Source organism: Bradyrhizobium sp. USDA 10063 (assembly GCF_054063735.1).
In genome coordinates this window covers 3,235,631-3,251,796 of the sequence record NZ_JBSSGP010000002.1, presented here as the reverse complement: position 1 = coordinate 3,251,796, position 16,166 = coordinate 3,235,631, and the positions used below count along the sequence as shown (strand labels likewise).

The following is a 16,166-nucleotide window of genomic DNA, read 5'->3' as shown; positions in this document are numbered from 1 at the left end:
GAGCTCGCCCTCTGGTTCGAAGAAAACATCAAAGAGTAATCTCCCGTTCGATGCCGATCGCCTGCAGGAAGGCGCGGTCATGGCTGACGACAACAAGCGCGCCATCGAAGTCGCGCAGTGCGCCTTCCAGTTCTTCGATCGCGGCGAGGTCGAGATGGTTGGTGGGTTCGTCCAACAGCAACAGCAGCGGCGGTTCCGGCCGCGCGAACACGCAGGCCAATCCTGCGCGCAGGCGCTCGCCGCCGCTCAACGTATCCACGATCTGCAACGCGGCCCTGTTGCGGAAGGCAAATCGCGCCAGCGCGGCATGCGCCTCATTGGCTGACAATTCCGGATTGAGCCGGCGCAGATTGTCCAAGATGCTGGTGCCGGGATCGAGCAGGCCGACATGCTGGTCGAGCATCGCGATCCGGTCGGTGCGACGATGGATCGTGCCGGCAGGCGGCTGCGCCGCTCCGGTGATCAGGCGGAGCAGCGTGCTCTTGCCCGCGCCATTGGCGCCGCCGATCGCAGCGCGCTCGGGGCCGCGCAGCTCGAACGACAGCGGGCCGAACAGGTGGCGGCCGGCAAAGGCCATCGCCACCTCGTTGAACGTGACGAGTTCGCGGCCGGCGGGGAGGGCGGTCCTCGGCAGGTCGATCGACAGCGGCGTCACGATCTCCACCCGCGCCCGGGCCTCATCGAAGGCATCCGCGCGCTCGCCGATCAGGCGCGCGGCGAGATGGCCTTCGCGGGCGGCGCTCGCCTCAGCGCGCTCCTTCTCGCGGTCCATGAACATCTTGTCCTCGATCCCCTTGGCGCGCCAGGCGCGGCCGGCCTTGTCGCGGCGGGACTTTCTTTCGCGCGCCTTCTGCGCCGCGCGTTCGGCGCTGCGCAGCGCATCGGTCGTCCGCTCCAGCTCGGTCGCTGCGCGCAAGCGCGCCGCATCGCGCTGCTCGGCGAAAGCCGGCCACGCGCCGCCGAAGATCGTGACGCCGACCGGGCTCAATTGGACGATGCGGTCGACCTGCGCGAGCAGCGCACGGTCGTGGCTTGCGACTACGATGCCGCCTGGCCATCGCCCGAGCAATTGGGTCACGGCCTCGCGGCCGTCGGCGTCGAGGTTGTTGGTGGGCTCATCCAGCAGCAGCACGTCAGGTGCCTGGATCAGCAGGCCCGCCAGCGCGACGCGCGTCCGCTCGCCGCCGCTGAGCGAGGCCGCCGCGCGATCGAGCGGCAGAGCGGGCAGGCCCGCTTCGGTCAGCGCGGCTTGCAGTCGTGCTTCCAGCGTCCAGTCGGCCGCGGCGGCGTCCTCGAGCGTGCCGTCGCCGCGCTCGAGCCGGCGCAGCCGCGCAAGCTCGCCATCGACGCCGACGGCTTCGGCCACCGTCAGACTTTCGTCGGCGATCTGCGCGAGCATGCCGATCGATCCAGCACGGTGAATCGATCCCGCCGATGGTTCGACGTCGCCCGCGATCAGGCGCAGCAGTGTCGATTTGCCGCAGCCGTTGCGCCCGACGATTCCGATGCGCTCGCGTCGAATCGCGAGCGTCAGTTCATCGAACAGCGGGTGGCCGTCGGGCGTGTGAAGCGAGATGGAATCCAGGACGACAAAGGCAGGCATGGAGAGCTTCCGAAAATGGACAGGTTTCGCGGCGCGGTTTGCTTGGCGATATCCATTTCGCTCTCCACTCAGGTTTGTCGGTGAAGCCGGTGCCTGAGCACCGGCTGTCTGCAGCGGATCAGGCTTGCGGCCTGTTGTCCGGTGCCTGGACCGTCGTCGCGGCAATTGCGCGCGAACGGAAATACTCCAGCACGAAAAGCCGGATCGCCGACGACAGGTTGCCCTGCTGGCGATTGCTGTCGATCTCGCCGACCAGCTCCGACAGCGTCATGTTCCGCAGGCCGGAGATTTCCTTCATGCCATTCCAGAACGCTTCTTCCAGGCTGACGCTGGTCTTGTGGCCGGCGACCACGATCGAACGTTTGACGACGGGAGATTTCATGACGCGTCTCCGCCGTCGATGCGATGCTGATCCAGCAGGTTCTTCTCGCGCGCTTTGCGAAGCTCGTCCGCTTGCCGTTCGGACTTGGTGCGACCAAATCGCGCCCGGTTGGCTTCAGCCTGCTTTGCAGCTTCTTTGCGCTGCTCTTGTTTTCTTACTCGGTTCAAGTTGATCACGTGCCCCATGCCCGCCCCATCATCCAGCGATCCGAAAGGTGCAAATGCCTGTTGGCGAAATAGGCGCAGCCAAATTGCGCGCAAGCAGAGCAGGTGCCCATCCGAAATCCCTATATAGCGCCTAGTGATAGCATCAAAAGGTCAGCTTCGCCCCGCGAAAACCATATATTTCGCTGCTGTCCTATGCGTCAACGCAACGCCCCTCGCAATCAGTCTCATTCTTTAGGCGTTATGGTCTATAATTATATCACGCGAGGCCGCGCTAATTTTGTTAGCGCGGCAACGTTACGTGGTGACCGGTTTTTCCCGGGAAAATCATGCAAGTCGCGGATCGGCTCAGCCCGGATGTGTCATTTTGTCCGGCTGCACCAGGGAGTCGAATTCACGTTCGGATACATAGCCGAGCCGCAGCGCCTCTTCCTTGAGCGTGGTGCCGCGTGCGTGTGCTGCTTTCGCGACTTTCGCGGCGTTGTCGTATCCGATCTTCGGCGCAAGTGCGGTGACGAGCATCAGCGATCGCTGCATCAACTCGCCAATGCGCTTCTCGTCGGCACGGATCCCGACCACGCAATGCTCGGTGAAGGAACGGACGACATCCGACAGCAGCTCAACGGAACTCATCATGCAATATGCCAACACCGGCTTGTATACATTCAGCTCGAAATGTCCCTGGCTGCCCGCGATGGTGACGGCGGTTTCGTTGCCGAAGACGTAAGTGCATACCATCGTCATCGCCTCGCACTGCGTCGGGTTCACCTTGCCCGGCATGATCGAGGAGCCCGGCTCGTTCTCCGGCAGGATCAGTTCGCCGAGGCCTGAGCGCGGGCCCGAGCCGAGGAAGCGGATGTCGTTGGCGATCTTGAACAGTCCTGTCGCCACCGAATTGATCGCGCCGTGCACGAGGACGTAGGCGTCGTTGGAGGCGAGCGCCTCGAACTTGTTCGGCGCGCTGATGAACGGCAGCTTCGTGATCTTGGCGACGTGCCTGGCGAACAGCCTCGCAAAGCGCGGCTTGGAGTTGAGGCCGGTGCCGACGGCCGTGCCGCCCTGCGCCAACGGCAGCAGATCCTTCGCCGCCGTGCGCAGCCGCGCGATCCCGCTCTCGACCTGCGCGGCATAGCCGGAGAACTCCTGACCGAGCGTCAGCGGCGTCGCGTCCTGGGTGTGGGTGCGGCCGATCTTGACGATCTTCGCGAACGCCTTCTCCTTTCGGCGCAGCTCGCGATGCAGTTCGCTCAGCGCAGGAATCAGCCTGCCGAAAATTCCCTGCGCGGCCGCGATGTGCATCGCCGTCGGAAACGAATCGTTCGACGACTGGCTCATGTTGACGTGGTCGTTGGGATGAACCGGCTTCTTGGCGCCGAGCTCAGAGCCGAGCAGCTCGTTGGCGCGGTTGGCGATCACCTCGTTGAGGTTCATGTTGGTCTGCGTGCCCGAGCCTGTCTGCCAGACCACCAGCGGGAAATGATCGTCGAGCTTGCCCTCGATCACTTCTTTCGCGGCGCGTGTGATCGCATTGGCGCGGCGTGCGTCGATCAGGCCGAGTTCGCGGTTGGTGAGCGCTGCCGCCAGTTTCACGACGCCGAGCGCGTGCACGATCTCGATCGGCATGCGATCGTGTCCGATGCGGAAATTCTGCCGTGAGCGTTCGGTCTGCGCGCCCCAATAGCGGTCGGAGGCGACATCGATCGGACCGAAACTGTCGGTCTCGACGCGGGTGGTTTTGTTTTTTTGTGAGGAGGATGTTGATCGAGCCATTTCCAATGTCCGTTGCGCCGTGAAGCGGCGCCACGTTCATTCTACAGCGTCGATGATTGATGCGTGCTTAGATTATTTCTTGCGGAAGCGGTCGAGCCGCACCACCTCGGCGCCCTCGCTCGGCTTTTCCGAGTCTTCCTTCTCTTCCGCGGCAGCTTCGGCTGCCGGAGCAGGCGGCGGTGGCGCAGGCGAAGCCGCCGGCAGATTGGGCGCGGGCTTCTCGGGCGCGACGTCCTCTTCGGACGGTTCGAAATGCAGGCCGAACTTCACGGAGGGATCGAGGAAGCTCTTGACGGCAGCGAAGGGAACGACGAGCCGCTCCGGAATGCCGCCGAAGGAAAGCCCGACCTCGAACCTCTCGTCCGTCACCACCAGGTCCCAGAACTGGTGCTGCAGGATGATCGTCATCTCCTGCGGATATTGCGCGAGCAGCCGCGGCGACAGTTTCACGCCGTCGGCGTTGGAGATGAAGGTGATGTAGAAATGATGCTCGCCGGGAAGTCCATGCTCCGCGGCGTCCGCGAGCACGTGGCGCACCACCCCGCGCAGCGCGTCGCGCGCCAGCACGTCATATCGGATGTGATCGGTCGCCATGATGGTCCTGTCGCGTTCGAAAATGTCCGGCCGGATGCCGGTCGCCCGACTCGCCTTTAGCTATATGGTATCCCGGCCACAAGCCAAGGTCAGCAGGCCTTCGGGATCGAATTTGCGGCGCAAGCGCCTGCTTCGGATGCACGCACCTTAAAGATGCAAATGTGAAGTGGAGGCTTCTGTTGCCAGGTGCCTCCGAACCCCGCCTAGCGGAGCTTAACCCGCTAGGGCTTTAAAGTGGTCTTTCAAACTGCGTTACGCAGCCTGAGCAACCGGAGCATAGTTGTCGTTGGCAACTATTGCATTGGCCCGATATCGGCGGAACCATACCGAGAAAAAACACGCCCTTTACGCCCTCGTCGATCCTATTTCGCCCCCTCCGGAACCCACGGCCGTTGGTCCGCATGGGCTCCGGTGGAGGCGCCGGGTACCGCCCCCGGGTCCGAATGGTTTATTTCGACGGTCGTTTATTTCCATAGCCGGCAAGCCGGCACCCCCAATATAGGATGCAAAGCGACGGAAAAACAGGCCCTTGGCGGTCCCATCCCGGCGTTTCACGCATGGAACGGCTTCGGTTTACCGACTTGGCCGACAGGGGCGGGCATTTTAGGGTTTTTGCCATGTCCTCCGATTCCCCGCCGGCTGCCGCCCCCGTCCCGGACCTTCCCGCCGCACACCCGCCCCATCCAGCCCAGCCTGGGGGAACTGTTCGTGGCCTTTGCAAAAATGTCGCTCGCCGGCTTCGGCGGGGTCCTGGTCTGGGCGCGCCGGGGCATCGTCGAGCAGCACCGCTGGATGACCGCGGACGAGTTCAACGAGACCTTTGCGCTGTGCCATTTCCTGCCGGGGCCGAACATCGTCAATCTGTCGTTCGTGTTCGGCTCCCGCTTCCGGGGGCTCGCCGGCGGGATGGCGGCCTTTGCCGGCCTGGTCGGCCCGCCCATGCTGATCGCGATCGGGCTGGCGGCGCTCTACAAGAATTATGGCGAGATCGAAGCGCTGCGGCGAACGCTTGCCGGCGTAGCCTGCGCCGCCGTCGGCCTTTTGCTGTCGGTGATGCTCAAGATGACGATGCCGCTGGTCAAGCGGCGCGATATCGCCGGCCTCGTGGTCCTCGCAGCCGTCTTCGTCGCCATCGGGGTGTTGCGGCTGCCGTTGGCCGAGGTGCTGCTGGTCGCCGTCCCCGCGAGCCTTGCGGTCACCCTCTTGATGCGTCGGGGGCAGCGGGCATGAACCAGGATGCCAACCCGATCTGGACGCTGGTCTGGACCTTCGGCCTGATGTCGTTTTTTGCCGTCGGCGGCGCGAATGCCGCCATTCCCGAAATGCATCGGATCGCGGTCGAGGTCCGCACTGGATGACCGACAAGGAGTTCGCCGACGTGTTCGCGATCTCGCAATTGTCGCCGGGTCCGAACGTGCTGATCGTGACCCTGATCGGCTATTCCGTCGCCGGCATTTTCGGGGCGCTGGCGGCAACGCTCGCGATGTGCGGGCCGACCGCGCTGCTTGCCTATTATGTGAGCCGGCTGCTCACGCGCTCGAGCCATTCGCGCTGGCCGGCGATCATCCAGGCGGCGCTGGTTCCGCTTTCGATCGGGTTGATGGCCGCCAGCGGCTTCATTTTGGCACGCACTTCCGACCAAAGTTGGATTGCCGCTCTGACGACGGTGATAACAGCCATTGTTGCCTTCGCGACGCGGCTCAATCCTTTTTGGCTGCTGCTGGCCGGGGGTGTCCTCGGTTTTGCTGGCGTTATCTGACGAAAATCGCTAGGCAAGGCCGGGGTTAGGGTACAATTCCAGCCGATAGAATAACAGGGCCCGCGGTGCGGGCGCGGAGGAGACATGCATGGCCGAGACGATGGGCCAAACGGCGTCAAGCACACGTAACACGAAGGCCGCCCTCGGCATTGTCGTGCTGGCACTGGCGCCGCAGCTTTTCGAGCTGGTGTGGTCGTTCGGTACGATCGTCGGACTGTCCACACACCGCGGTCCGGCACAGGTGCTGCTCGCGCATGGCGCAGCGCTATTGTCCGCCGCGCCCAACGCGGTGTTCGGATCGGTCGCCGCCGACGCCAAGAAGGGCTTCTCCTCGGAAGTGCTGCTGGCGCTGATCTATTCCTACCCGCTGTTTGCGGTTGCGATCGTCACGCTGTTCGTCAAGATCCGCGCGCCGCAGGACTATATCGGCGGCGTCGTGCTGATGGCGCTGGCGCTGCTGGCGCTATGGGCCTCGAGCGATCTGCAGGGCATGCGCGGCTTCTCCTTCGGCGCCGGCACCGCGCCGCGGATGTTTGGCATATTGTTGGTCGCGCTCGGCGCCGGCATCGCCGTCATGGGCCTCTTCACCGAGGGACCGGAACTGGCGCACTATTCCTGGCGCGGGCCGCTGTTCGTTTGCGCCGCGATCATCTTCTTTGCCTTGGCGATCCGTCCGCTCGGCCTGGTGGTATCCGCCTTCGCAAGCTTCATGATCGCAGCGCTCGGTTCGCATGAGACCCGATGGATCGAGGCCGCCATTGTCGGCGCCTGCCTGACGCTTGGCTGCGCGATCCTCTTCCCCTATGTGCTGGGGCTGCCGATGCCGATGTTTCCGCGTTTCCTGATCCAGTGAGAGCGTGATGGACCTTTTTGCTAACCTCGCCCACGGTTTCGCCGTCGCCTTCACGCCGATCAATCTCCTGATGTGCCTGATCGGCGCGCTTGTCGGCACGCTGGTCGGCGTGTTGCCGGGCATCGGCACCATCGCCACGGTGGCGATGCTGTTGCCGATCACGTTCGGATTGCCGCCGGTCGGCGCCCTGATCATGCTCGCCGGCATCTATTACGGCGCGCAATATGGCGGCTCGACCACCTCGATCCTGGTCAATATCCCGGGCGAGGCGACCTCGGTCGTCACCGCCCTCGACGGCCACCAGATGGCAAAACAGGGCCGCGCCGGCCCGGCGCTCGCGATCGCCGCGATCGGCTCGTTCTTCGCCGGCTGCGTCGCCACCGTCTTGATTGCCATCCTGGGCGCGCCGTTGACAAAACTCGCGCTGGCATTCGGACCGGCCGAATATTTCTCGCTGATGGTGCTCGGCCTGATCTTCGCGGTGGTGCTCGCAAAAGGCTCGGTGCTGAAGGCGATCGCGATGATCGTGCTGGGGCTGCTGCTGTCGATGGTCGGCTCCGACATCGAGACGGGCGCTTCCCGCATGGCCTTCAACATCCCCGAGCTCGCCGACGGCCTTGGCTTTGCCACCGTGGCGATGGGCGTGTTCGGCTTCGCGGAGATCATCCGCAACCTCGATCACGGCGCCGAGATGAGCCGCGACCTCGTGCAGCAGAAGATCACCGGCCTGATGCCGACGAAGAAGGACCTCGCCGACTCCGCGCCCGCGATCGGGCGCGGCACGGTGCTGGGGTCGATCCTCGGCATCCTGCCGGGCGGCGGCGCCGTCATCGCCTCCTTCGCCGCCTATACGCTGGAGAAGAAGCTCGCCAAGAATCCGTCGCGGTTCGGCCGCGGCGCGATCGAGGGCGTGGCGGCGCCGGAGAGCGCCAACAATGCCGCGGCGCAGACCTCGTTCATCCCGCTGCTCACCCTCGGCATCCCGCCGAACGCGGTGATGGCGCTGATGGTCGGCGCGATGACCATCCATGGCATCGTGCCGGGACCGCAGGTGATGCAGAAGCAGCCGGATCTGGTCTGGGGCATGATCGCCTCGATGTGGATCGGCAATCTGATGCTGGTCATCATCAACCTGCCGCTGGTCGGCATCTGGGTGCGGCTGTTGCGCGTGCCGTACCGGCTGATGTTCCCCTCGATCGTGATCTTCTGCGCGATCGGCATCTACTCCGTGAACAACGCGCCGGTCGACGTCATCCTGGCCGGCGTGTTCGGTCTGGTCGGCTACTGGCTGATCAAGCACGATTTCGAGCCGGCGCCGCTGCTGCTCGGAATGGTGCTCGGGCCGCTGATGGAGGAGAACCTGCGCCGGGCGCTGCTGATCTCGCGCGGCGACTGGAGCGTGTTCGTCAGCCGCCCGCTGTCGGCGGTGCTGCTCGCGATCGCCGCGGGACTTCTGGTGCTGGCGGTGTTGCCGGCCTTGCGCGCCAAGCGCGACGAGGTGTTCGTGGAATCCGAGGGGTGAGGCTCTCGCCTGCGGCGGCGTGCCGCAGGCGGAAGTCGTATCGACTTGCGGGGAAGTTCGTTGTGAAAGGAAAATGACGGTCGAGAGCATGACCCGGAAAGGATCATGCTCGAGGAGAAAACTGGGGCGTGCGACGGGAAGCGTCGCTACACGCTCCTGGCCGTCATTTCTTTTAACGGGAACGCTCTCAGGGGATTTCGATGAATTGGTACGGTCGCTCGTTCGCGGGCGCTTGTGTGGTGCTGGCAGCCCTGCTGTCGGCTGTTGTGGCGCCGGCGCGCGCGCAGGACTATCCGACGCGCAGCATCACCATGATCGTGCCGTTCGCGGCCGGCGGCCCGACCGACGTCATCGCGCGCATCGTCACCCAGCATATGGCGCAGACGCTCGGCCAAAGCATCATCATCGAGAACGTGGTCGGCGCCGGCGGCACCACCGCGAGCGCGCGCGCGTCGCGTGCTGCCAATGACGGTTATACGCTGATCACGGGGCACATGGGGACGCATGCGGCCTCGGTGCCGCTCTATCCCAATCTGGCCTACCATCCCGAGAAGAGCTTCGAGCCGGTCGGGCTCCTGGCCGGCACGCCGATCCTGATCCTGGCGCGCAAGGACTTTCCGCCGAAGGACCTCAAGGAATTCGTGACCTACGTCAAGGCCAATGCCGAGAAGGTCAACGCGGCCCACGCCGGCGTCGGTTCGGTCTCGCACGTCTCCTGCCAGCTCCTGAACTCGATCCTCGGCATCGAGCCGGTTGGCGTGCCGTTCAACGGCACGGGCCCGGCGATGAACGCGCTGGTGGCCGGGCAGGTCGACTATATGTGCGACCAGATCGTCAATGCCGTGCCGCAGATCAATGCCGGCACCATCAAGGTCTATGCGATTGCAACCCCCGAGCGGAACCCGTCGCTGCCGAACGTCCCGACCACGGCGGAGGCCGGCCTGCCGGCCTTCCAGGCTCAGGCCTGGAACGCGATCTTCGCGCCCAAGGGCACGCCGGCGCCGATCATCGCCAAATTGAACGCGGCTGCGGTCAAGGCGCTGGATGACGAGACCGTCCGCAAGCGCCTGCTCGAGCTCGGCAGCGTCATCCCGCAGCCGGCCGACCGCACGCCGGCGGCGCTGGGGACGCTGGTGGGCAACGAGATCAAGAAGTGGACCCCGGTGCTCAAGCCGGCTGGTTAATCAACGCAATCAGTCCGATAGGAGAGGGGCGGGATACGGGTTCCGCCCCTTGTTGTTTAAGAACGGGTCATCATTTTTCCGGGTACAATCGCCAGGGAAGGCCGAATCGCCGTGTCCACGGTCGTTTGCGGCCGGTACATTCGCCCTTCCCGAAAGGCCCAGGCTTACGCCATGAACCAGTACCACGACCTGCTCGAACGCATCCTCGCCGACGGCGCGGAGAAGCACGACCGCACCGGCACCGGGACGCTGTCGATCTTCGGCCACCAGATGCGCTTCAACCTGTCGGCTGGCTTTCCGATGCTGACGACCAAGCGGCTGCCGCTGAAGGCGATCGTGCATGAACTGCTCTGGTTCCTGGCCGGCGACACCAACATCAAATATTTGCGCGACAACGGCGTCACCATCTGGGACGAATGGGCCGATGCCAATGGCGATCTCGGCCCGGTCTACGGGTCGCAATGGCGCTCCTGGCCGGCGCCCGACGGCCGCAGCATCGACCAGATCGCGAACGTGATCGAGATGATCAAGCGCAATCCGGATTCGCGCCGCCTGATCGTCAGCGCCTGGAATCCGGCCGACGTCGACAAGATGGCGCTGCCGCCCTGCCACTGCCTGTTCCAGTTCTATGTCGCGAACGGCAAACTGTCCTGCCAGCTCTACCAGCGCTCCGGCGACGTCTTCCTCGGCGTGCCCTTCAACATTGCCTCCTACGCGCTGCTCACCATGATGGTGGCGCAGGTGACGGGATTGAAGCCCGGTGACTTCGTGCACTCGCTCGGCGACGCGCATCTCTATTCCAACCATCTCGAGCAGGCGCGGCTGCAGCTCACGCGTCCGACCCGGCCGCTGCCGGCAATGAAGATCAATCCCGAGGTGAAGGATATCTTCGCCTTCCGCTACGAGGACTTCAAACTCGAAGGCTACGACCCGCACCCGCATATCAAGGCCGAAGTCGCGGTGTGAGCGCTCAAGCATGTCGCTGACCATCCGCCGCGCGCGTGCCGATGAAGCAGGCCTCGTCTACGCGCTCGTTCGCGAACTCGCCGAATACGAGAAGCTGCTCCACGAGGTGAAGGCCACCGAAGCCGACATCGCCGCGGCGCTGTTCGGCGACAATCCGCGGGTGACTTGCGATATCGCCGAGTGGAACGGGGAGCCGGCGGGCTTTGCGCTCTGGCTCGTCAATTTCTCCAGCTTCGCCGGCAAGCACGGCATCTATCTGGAGGACCTGTTCGTCCGCCCGGCGCTGCGTGGCAAGGGCATCGGCAAGGCGCTGCTCGTCCATCTTGCAAACGAGTGCATCGCGAACGGCTGGGAGCGATTGCAGTGGGCGGTGCTCGACTGGAACACGCCCTCGATCGAGTTCTATAAGTCGCTCGGCGCCGTCATGATGGACGACTGGACGCTGTGCCGCGTCACCGGTCCGGCGCTGCAGGCGCTGGCGAATGGTGCGCGGTGATGGAGATCGTGCTCATCGCCGCGGTCGCCGAGAATGGCGTGATCGGGCGCGACAATGCGATCCCGTGGCGCTTGAAGAGCGACCAGCAGCGGTTCAAGGCCATCACCATGAACAGGCCGGTGGTGATGGGGCGCAAGACCTTCGAGTCCCTGCGCAGGCCGCTCCCTGGTCGGACCAACATCGTCGTGACGCGCGACGTCAATTATCGTGCCCGCGGCGCGGTCGTCACCCAGTCGTTCGAGAACGCCCGCGCGATTGCGCTCGGCGATGCGATGCGGCGTTTCGCCACTGAAATCGCCGTCATTGGCGGCGCGGAGATCTACGCGCAATGGATCGATAGCGCCGACCGGCTTGAAATCACCGAGGTGCATGCGCGACCCGAAGGTGATACGTATTTCGCCACAATTGATGCGGCGAAATGGGAAGAAGTGGCGCGGGTGCGGAATCCCGCCGGGCCGGATGACAGCGTCGATTTTTCCTATGTGACATATCGTCGGCGTGTCAGGCGTTAACCCCGCTAGCCAATGTTTGCATTGACAATTATGTCCGCAGGCATAGCTCGTTCGGCCTGGAAGCTTGCGTTGTAAGGGGCCATTCGGTCCCCTATAAAGCCGGGCGGACTGACGAGGCCGGGCGTCCATCATCCATCCCGGGCTTGCCGAGGAGAAGCTTTAATGCCGTGGAAGAATCAAGGTGGGGGGCCATGGGGCTCGGGTCCGAAGGGCCCATGGGGCTCCGGTCCGCAATCGGTCGGGCCGCGCCCGCCGGATCTTGAGGACCTCCTGCGCCGCGGCCAGGACCGGCTGCAGCAGCTCCTGCCCGGCGGGCATTTCAGCGGCATGGGGATCGCGCTCGTCGTCGTTGGCGCGCTCGTAATCTGGGGCCTGTCCGGCTTCTTCCGGGTCCAGTCGGAAGAACTCGGAGTCGTCCTCCGCTTCGGCAAGCATGTGCGTACGGTGCAGCCGGGCCTGAACTATCATTTGCCTTATCCGATCGAGACCGTGCTGCTGCCGAAGGCGCTGCGCGTCTCCACCATTTCGATCGGCATGACCCTGATCGATGACCCGGCGCGGCGCGGCCGCACCATGCGCGACGTGCCGGAAGAGAGCCTGATGCTGACCGGCGACGAGAACATCGTCGACGTCGATTTCACCGTGCTGTGGCGGATCAAGCCCGACGGCGTCGGCGACTTCCTGTTCAACATCCAGAATCCCGAAGGCACCGTGAAGGCGGTGGCGGAAAGCGCCATGCGCGAGGTGATCGGCCGGTCGCAGATCCAGCCGATCCTCACCGGCGCGCGCACCACCACCGAGCAGAACGTGCAGGAACTGATGCAGAAGACGCTCGATACCTACGGGGCCGGCGTCCAGATCACCCAAGTGCAACTGCAAAAGGTCGATCCGCCGCAGCAGGTGATCGACGCGTTCCGTGACGTTCAGGCCGCCCGCGCCGACCTCGAGCGGTTGCAGAACGAGGCGCAGACCTATGCCAACCGCGTCGTGCCGGAGGCGCGCGGCCGCGCCGCCCAGATCGTGCAGGCGGCCGAGGGCTACAAGGAGCAGGCGGTGGCGGAAGCCAAGGGCCAGAGCGCGCGCTTCCTGAAAGTCTATGACGAATACAAGAAGGCGCCCGACGTGACGCGGCAACGCATTTACCTGGAGACGATGGAACGCATCCTCGGCGGTTCCGAGAAGCTGGTCTATGATGGTGGCGGCGCCTCCAGCCAGAGCATCGTGCCGTACTTGCCGCTGAGCGAGCTGACGCCGCGGCGTCCGTCCGCCACCACCGGCCAGCAGCAGGGCGGAGGCACGCGATGAGGTCTCCCGTCACCGGCATTGCCGCCCTGATCATCCTGCTGGTGCTGATCATCATCGGCTACAGCTCGGTCTTCACCGTGCAGCAGACCGAGCAGGTCCTGGTGGTCCGGCTCGGCGAGCCCGTCCGCGTCGTCACGCAGCCCGGCCTCAACTTCAAGGCGCCGTTCATCGATTCCGTGATCTCGATCGACAAGCGCATCCTCGACCTGGAGAACCCCTCGCAGGAAGTGATCGCCTCCGACCAGAAGCGGCTGGTGGTCGACGCCTTCGCCCGCTATCGCATCAAGAACGCGCTGCGCTTCTATCAGAGCATTGGCACGATCCAGGCGGCGAACGTGCAGTTGACGACGCTGTTGAACGCGGCTCTGCGCCGCGTGCTCGGCGAGGTCAACTTCATCACAGTGGTGCGCGACGAGCGCGAAAGGCTGATGCAGCGGATCCGCGAGCAGCTCGACCACGAAGCCGACGGCTATGGCATCCAGGTGGTCGACGTCCGTATCCGCCGCGCCGACCTCCCGGAGCAGAACAGCCAGGCGGTCTACCAGCGGATGCAGACCGAGCGCCAGCGCGAGGCGGCCGAATTCCGCGCCCAGGGCGGCCAGAAGGCGCAGGAGATCCGCTCCAAGGCGGACCGCGAGGCGACCGTCATCGTCGCCGAAGCCAATTCGTCCGCGGAGCAGGTGCGCGGCGAGGGCGACGCCGAGCGCAACCGGCTGTTTGCCGAAGCCTACGGCAAGGATGCCGATTTCTTCGGATTCTACCGTTCGATGACGGCCTATGAGAACGGCCTGCGCGCCAACGACACGCGTTTCCTGTTGCGCCCGGACTCCGACTTCTTCAAGTATTTCGGCAGTGCATCCGGCCGTTCGCCGGCCGCCGGTCCGTCGGCTTCGGCTGCCGCGGCGCCGAAGCAGCAGTAACCGCATCACGAGGGCGAAGCATCGGCTTCGCCCCCCTTGGCCAAGAAGAAACGCCCGCACGGGAGGTCGCCATCCGATGAGGTCCATAGCGTTCGCCGACTTCCTCATCGGTGTGGGAATTCTGTTCGTGCTGGAAGGCCTGATCTTCGCGGCAAGTCCGACCTGGATGCGGCGCGCGATGAAAAGCGCGATGGCAACCCCGGACAATGTCCTGCGCGTGGTCGGGATCGGGTCGGCGGTGGGCGGCCTGCTGCTGATCTGGCTGGTGAGGCGGTAGCTATCGCTGCGAACACAGGCGTCGTCATGCCCGGGCAAAAGCGCGAAGCGCGTCTTCGCGCAGATGTCCCGGGCATCCGCGTTCTTGGCTGACTACAAAGAAAGCGCGTCGATGGCCGGGATCCGGCTGCGCCGGGCGCTCCAGTGTTGGTCCGGCGAAGCGACAGCGAAGACGGACAAGCCCGGCCATGACGGCGAAAACTGGTCGTCCGGAACTTATCGGCCCAACGCAATCGTGAGCCGCAAGGCGTCGGTTTTTCGCCGAAATGGTTGTCTCAAATGCTTGCGCGGCCACCCCGTTCGGGCGCACTGTGGCCGCAATATCGTGTTTCCTGGAGAGAAGCTGACATGACCGGTGCCAGACCCGCCTTGAGCCGTCGCCTGCGCCTGATGGGAGCCGCGATCGCAATCGGCGCCGCCGGCGTGCTTGCCTCAGTGCCTGCGGCATTCGCGCGGGGACCCGAAGGCATCGCCGACATCGCCGAAAAGGTGATCGATGCCGTCGTGAACATTTCGACGTCGCAGACGGTGGAGGCCAAGGGCGGCGGCGCCATGCCGCAACTGCCACCGGGCTCGCCCTTCGAGGAGTTCTTCGACGACTTCTTCAAGAACCGCCGCGGTCCCGGTGGCGGCAAGGGCGGCGAAAAGAACGGCGAGTTTCAGCCGCGCAAGACCAATTCGCTCGGCTCCGGCTTCATCGTCGACACCGCCGGCATCGTCGTGACCAACAACCACGTGATTGCCGATGCCGACGAGATCAACGTCATCCTGAACGACGGCACCAAGGTCAAGGCCGAGCTGGTCGGCGTCGACAAGAAGACCGATCTTGCCGTCCTGAAGTTCAAGCCGCCGAAACCGCTGACCGCGGTGAAGTTCGGCGATTCCGACAAACTCAGGCTCGGCGAATGGGTGATCGCGATCGGCAACCCCTTCAGTCTCGGCGGCTCGGTGACCGCCGGCATCGTGTCGGCGCGCAACCGCGACATCAGCCAGGGTCCCTACGACAGCTACATCCAGACCGACGCCGCCATCAATCGCGGCAATTCGGGCGGACCGCTGTTCAACCTCGATGGCGAAGTGATCGGCGTCAACACGCTCATCATCTCGCCGACCGGCGGCTCGATCGGCCTCGGCTTTGCCGTGCCGTCGAAGACGGTCGCCGCTGTCGTGGATCAACTGCAGAAATATGGCGAGCTTCGCCGCGGCTGGCTTGGCGTGCGAATCCAGCAGGTCACCGACGAGATCGCCGACAGCCTCAACATCAAGCCGGCGCGTGGCGCGCTGGTTGCCGGCGTCGACGACAGGGGGCCGGCGAAACCCGCGGGCATCGAGCCCGGCGACGTCGTGGTCAAGTTCGACGGCAAGGACGTCAAGGATCCCAAGGATCTCTCGCGCGTCGTCGCCGACACCGCGGTCGGCAAGGAAGTCGACGTCATCGTCATCCGCAAGGGCAATGAGGAGACCAAGCGGGTCACGCTTGGCCGGCTCGAGGACACCGAAAAGGTGCAGCAGGCCAACGCCAAGACCAAGGACGAGCCGGCGGAGAAGCCGGTGACGCAAAAGGCGCTCGGGCTCGATCTTGCGGCGCTGAGCAAGGATCTCCGCACCAAGTACAAGATCAAGGACAGCGTGAAGGGCGTGATCATCACTGGCGTCGACGGTGCTTCGGATGCCGCCGAAAAGCGGCTGTCCGCCGGCGACGTCATCGTCGAGGTGGCGCAGGAAGCGGTCGCCAGCGCCGCCGACATCAAGAAGCGCGTCGACCAGCTCAAGAAGGACGGCAAGAAGTCGATCCTCCTGCTCGTCTCCAACGGCGACGGCGAACTGCGCTTCGTGGCGCTGAGCGTGCAGTAGCGCTGC

16 protein-coding genes, 1 other RNA gene and 1 pseudogene are annotated in these 16,166 nt (G+C 64.6%); 12 read left to right on the top strand and 6 right to left on the bottom strand.

What is annotated here, in order from left to right; genetic code table 11:
• Positions 1-28 precede the first annotated feature (28 nt).
• From ACVJGD_RS17795 to ssrA, 6 genes are all read right to left on the bottom strand, one after another.
• Positions 29-1,603, bottom strand: coding sequence for an ABC-F family ATP-binding cassette domain-containing protein (locus ACVJGD_RS17795; RefSeq protein ID WP_456635562.1), 1,575 nt, complete (start codon positions 1,601-1,603; stop codon positions 29-31).
• A gap of 118 nt (positions 1,604-1,721) precedes the next feature.
• On the bottom strand, positions 1,722-1,985 hold the full coding sequence (locus ACVJGD_RS17790) for a ribbon-helix-helix domain-containing protein (RefSeq protein ID WP_456635561.1): 264 nt from the start codon (positions 1,983-1,985) through the stop codon (positions 1,722-1,724).
• Positions 1,982-2,170, bottom strand: a complete 189-nt coding sequence (locus tag ACVJGD_RS17785) for a DUF4169 family protein (RefSeq protein ID WP_456635560.1) — start codon at positions 2,168-2,170, stop codon at positions 1,982-1,984. Before ACVJGD_RS17785 ends, ACVJGD_RS17790 begins: the two co-directional genes overlap by 4 nt.
• A gap of 327 nt (positions 2,171-2,497) precedes the next feature.
• The gene (gene fumC / locus ACVJGD_RS17780) at positions 2,498-3,919 is read right to left on the bottom strand and encodes a class II fumarate hydratase (protein WP_456635559.1); all 1,422 of its coding nucleotides are present in this window, start codon (positions 3,917-3,919) and stop codon (positions 2,498-2,500) included.
• Positions 3,920-3,991: 72 nt separating this feature from the next.
• Entirely contained in the window at positions 3,992-4,513 is a 522-nt protein-coding gene (locus tag ACVJGD_RS17775) for an SspB family protein (RefSeq protein ID WP_456635558.1), read from the bottom strand.
• 165 nt (positions 4,514-4,678) lie between these two features.
• Positions 4,679-5,041: a transfer-messenger RNA gene (gene ssrA, locus ACVJGD_RS17770) on the bottom strand.
• A gap of 195 nt (positions 5,042-5,236) precedes the next feature.
• Between ssrA and ACVJGD_RS17765 the strand changes: the two genes are divergently transcribed.
• The 12 genes and pseudogenes from ACVJGD_RS17765 (at position 5,237) to ACVJGD_RS17710 (ending at position 16,160) form a co-directional block, all read left to right on the top strand.
• Complete coding sequence (locus ACVJGD_RS17765; RefSeq protein WP_456640282.1) at positions 5,237-5,743, top strand: chromate transporter; 507 nt, start codon at positions 5,237-5,239, stop codon at positions 5,741-5,743.
• A pseudogene (locus tag ACVJGD_RS17760) lies at positions 5,740-6,272 on the top strand (chromate transporter). The gene ACVJGD_RS17765 and the pseudogene ACVJGD_RS17760 overlap by 4 nt, the downstream one beginning before the upstream one ends.
• An 88-nt stretch (positions 6,273-6,360) precedes the next feature.
• Complete coding sequence (locus tag ACVJGD_RS17755; protein ID WP_456635557.1) at positions 6,361-7,125, top strand: tripartite tricarboxylate transporter TctB family protein; 765 nt, start codon at positions 6,361-6,363, stop codon at positions 7,123-7,125.
• Positions 7,126-7,132: 7 nt separating this feature from the next.
• A complete protein-coding gene (locus tag ACVJGD_RS17750) occupies positions 7,133-8,647 on the top strand; it encodes a tripartite tricarboxylate transporter permease (RefSeq protein ID WP_456635556.1) in 1,515 nt (504 codons plus the stop codon).
• 200 nt (positions 8,648-8,847) lie between these two features.
• Positions 8,848-9,831, top strand: a complete 984-nt coding sequence (locus ACVJGD_RS17745; protein WP_456635555.1) for a tripartite tricarboxylate transporter substrate binding protein BugD — start codon at positions 8,848-8,850, stop codon at positions 9,829-9,831.
• A 171-nt stretch (positions 9,832-10,002) separates the two neighbouring features.
• A complete protein-coding gene (locus ACVJGD_RS17740; protein ID WP_456635554.1) occupies positions 10,003-10,797 on the top strand; it encodes a thymidylate synthase in 795 nt (264 codons plus the stop codon).
• Between the two features lie 10 nt (positions 10,798-10,807).
• Positions 10,808-11,293, top strand: a complete 486-nt coding sequence (locus ACVJGD_RS17735; protein WP_456635553.1) for an N-acetyltransferase family protein — start codon at positions 10,808-10,810, stop codon at positions 11,291-11,293.
• Positions 11,293-11,805, top strand: a complete 513-nt coding sequence (locus tag ACVJGD_RS17730) for a dihydrofolate reductase (protein ID WP_456635552.1) — start codon at positions 11,293-11,295, stop codon at positions 11,803-11,805. The genes ACVJGD_RS17735 and ACVJGD_RS17730 overlap by 1 nt, the downstream gene beginning before the upstream one ends.
• Before the next feature lie 162 nt (positions 11,806-11,967).
• A complete protein-coding gene (hflK, locus tag ACVJGD_RS17725; RefSeq protein ID WP_456635551.1) occupies positions 11,968-13,110 on the top strand; it encodes an FtsH protease activity modulator HflK in 1,143 nt (380 codons plus the stop codon).
• Positions 13,107-14,030, top strand: coding sequence for a protease modulator HflC (hflC, locus tag ACVJGD_RS17720; protein WP_456635550.1), 924 nt, complete (start codon positions 13,107-13,109; stop codon positions 14,028-14,030). Before hflK ends, hflC begins: the two co-directional genes overlap by 4 nt.
• A 76-nt stretch (positions 14,031-14,106) precedes the next feature.
• On the top strand, positions 14,107-14,307 hold the full coding sequence (locus tag ACVJGD_RS17715) for a DUF2065 domain-containing protein (protein ID WP_456635549.1): 201 nt from the start codon (positions 14,107-14,109) through the stop codon (positions 14,305-14,307).
• 347 nt (positions 14,308-14,654) lie between these two features.
• Positions 14,655-16,160 carry a Do family serine endopeptidase gene (locus ACVJGD_RS17710; protein WP_456635548.1) on the top strand — a complete coding sequence of 502 codons (1,506 nt, stop codon included), beginning with the start codon at positions 14,655-14,657 and terminating at the stop codon, positions 16,158-16,160.
• Positions 16,161-16,166 lie beyond the last annotated feature (6 nt).

What these genes read in the sequence shown, in the direction of transcription:
- ACVJGD_RS17785 (WP_456635560.1), bottom strand. Translation starts at nt 2,170, where the DNA reads ATGGGGCACGTGATCAACTTGAACCGAGTAAGAAAACAAGAGCAGCGC.
- ACVJGD_RS17750 (WP_456635556.1), top strand. Translation starts at nt 7,133, where the DNA reads ATGGACCTTTTTGCTAACCTCGCCCACGGTTTCGCCGTCGCCTTCACG.
- ACVJGD_RS17775 (WP_456635558.1), bottom strand. Translation starts at nt 4,513, where the DNA reads ATGGCGACCGATCACATCCGATATGACGTGCTGGCGCGCGACGCGCTG.
- ACVJGD_RS17795 (WP_456635562.1), bottom strand. Translation starts at nt 1,603, where the DNA reads ATGCCTGCCTTTGTCGTCCTGGATTCCATCTCGCTTCACACGCCCGAC.
- hflC (WP_456635550.1), top strand. Translation starts at nt 13,107, where the DNA reads ATGAGGTCTCCCGTCACCGGCATTGCCGCCCTGATCATCCTGCTGGTG.
- ACVJGD_RS17790 (WP_456635561.1), bottom strand. Translation starts at nt 1,985, where the DNA reads ATGAAATCTCCCGTCGTCAAACGTTCGATCGTGGTCGCCGGCCACAAG.
- ACVJGD_RS17710 (WP_456635548.1), top strand. Translation starts at nt 14,655, where the DNA reads ATGACCGGTGCCAGACCCGCCTTGAGCCGTCGCCTGCGCCTGATGGGA.
- hflK (WP_456635551.1), top strand. Translation starts at nt 11,968, where the DNA reads ATGCCGTGGAAGAATCAAGGTGGGGGGCCATGGGGCTCGGGTCCGAAG.
- ACVJGD_RS17740 (WP_456635554.1), top strand. Translation starts at nt 10,003, where the DNA reads ATGAACCAGTACCACGACCTGCTCGAACGCATCCTCGCCGACGGCGCG.
- ACVJGD_RS17715 (WP_456635549.1), top strand. Translation starts at nt 14,107, where the DNA reads ATGAGGTCCATAGCGTTCGCCGACTTCCTCATCGGTGTGGGAATTCTG.
- fumC (WP_456635559.1), bottom strand. Translation starts at nt 3,919, where the DNA reads ATGGCTCGATCAACATCCTCCTCACAAAAAAACAAAACCACCCGCGTC.
- ACVJGD_RS17755 (WP_456635557.1), top strand. Translation starts at nt 6,361, where the DNA reads ATGGCCGAGACGATGGGCCAAACGGCGTCAAGCACACGTAACACGAAG.
- ACVJGD_RS17745 (WP_456635555.1), top strand. Translation starts at nt 8,848, where the DNA reads ATGAATTGGTACGGTCGCTCGTTCGCGGGCGCTTGTGTGGTGCTGGCA.
- ACVJGD_RS17765 (WP_456640282.1), top strand. Translation starts at nt 5,237, where the DNA reads ATGTCGCTCGCCGGCTTCGGCGGGGTCCTGGTCTGGGCGCGCCGGGGC.
- ACVJGD_RS17735 (WP_456635553.1), top strand. Translation starts at nt 10,808, where the DNA reads ATGTCGCTGACCATCCGCCGCGCGCGTGCCGATGAAGCAGGCCTCGTC.
- ACVJGD_RS17730 (WP_456635552.1), top strand. Translation starts at nt 11,293, where the DNA reads ATGGAGATCGTGCTCATCGCCGCGGTCGCCGAGAATGGCGTGATCGGG.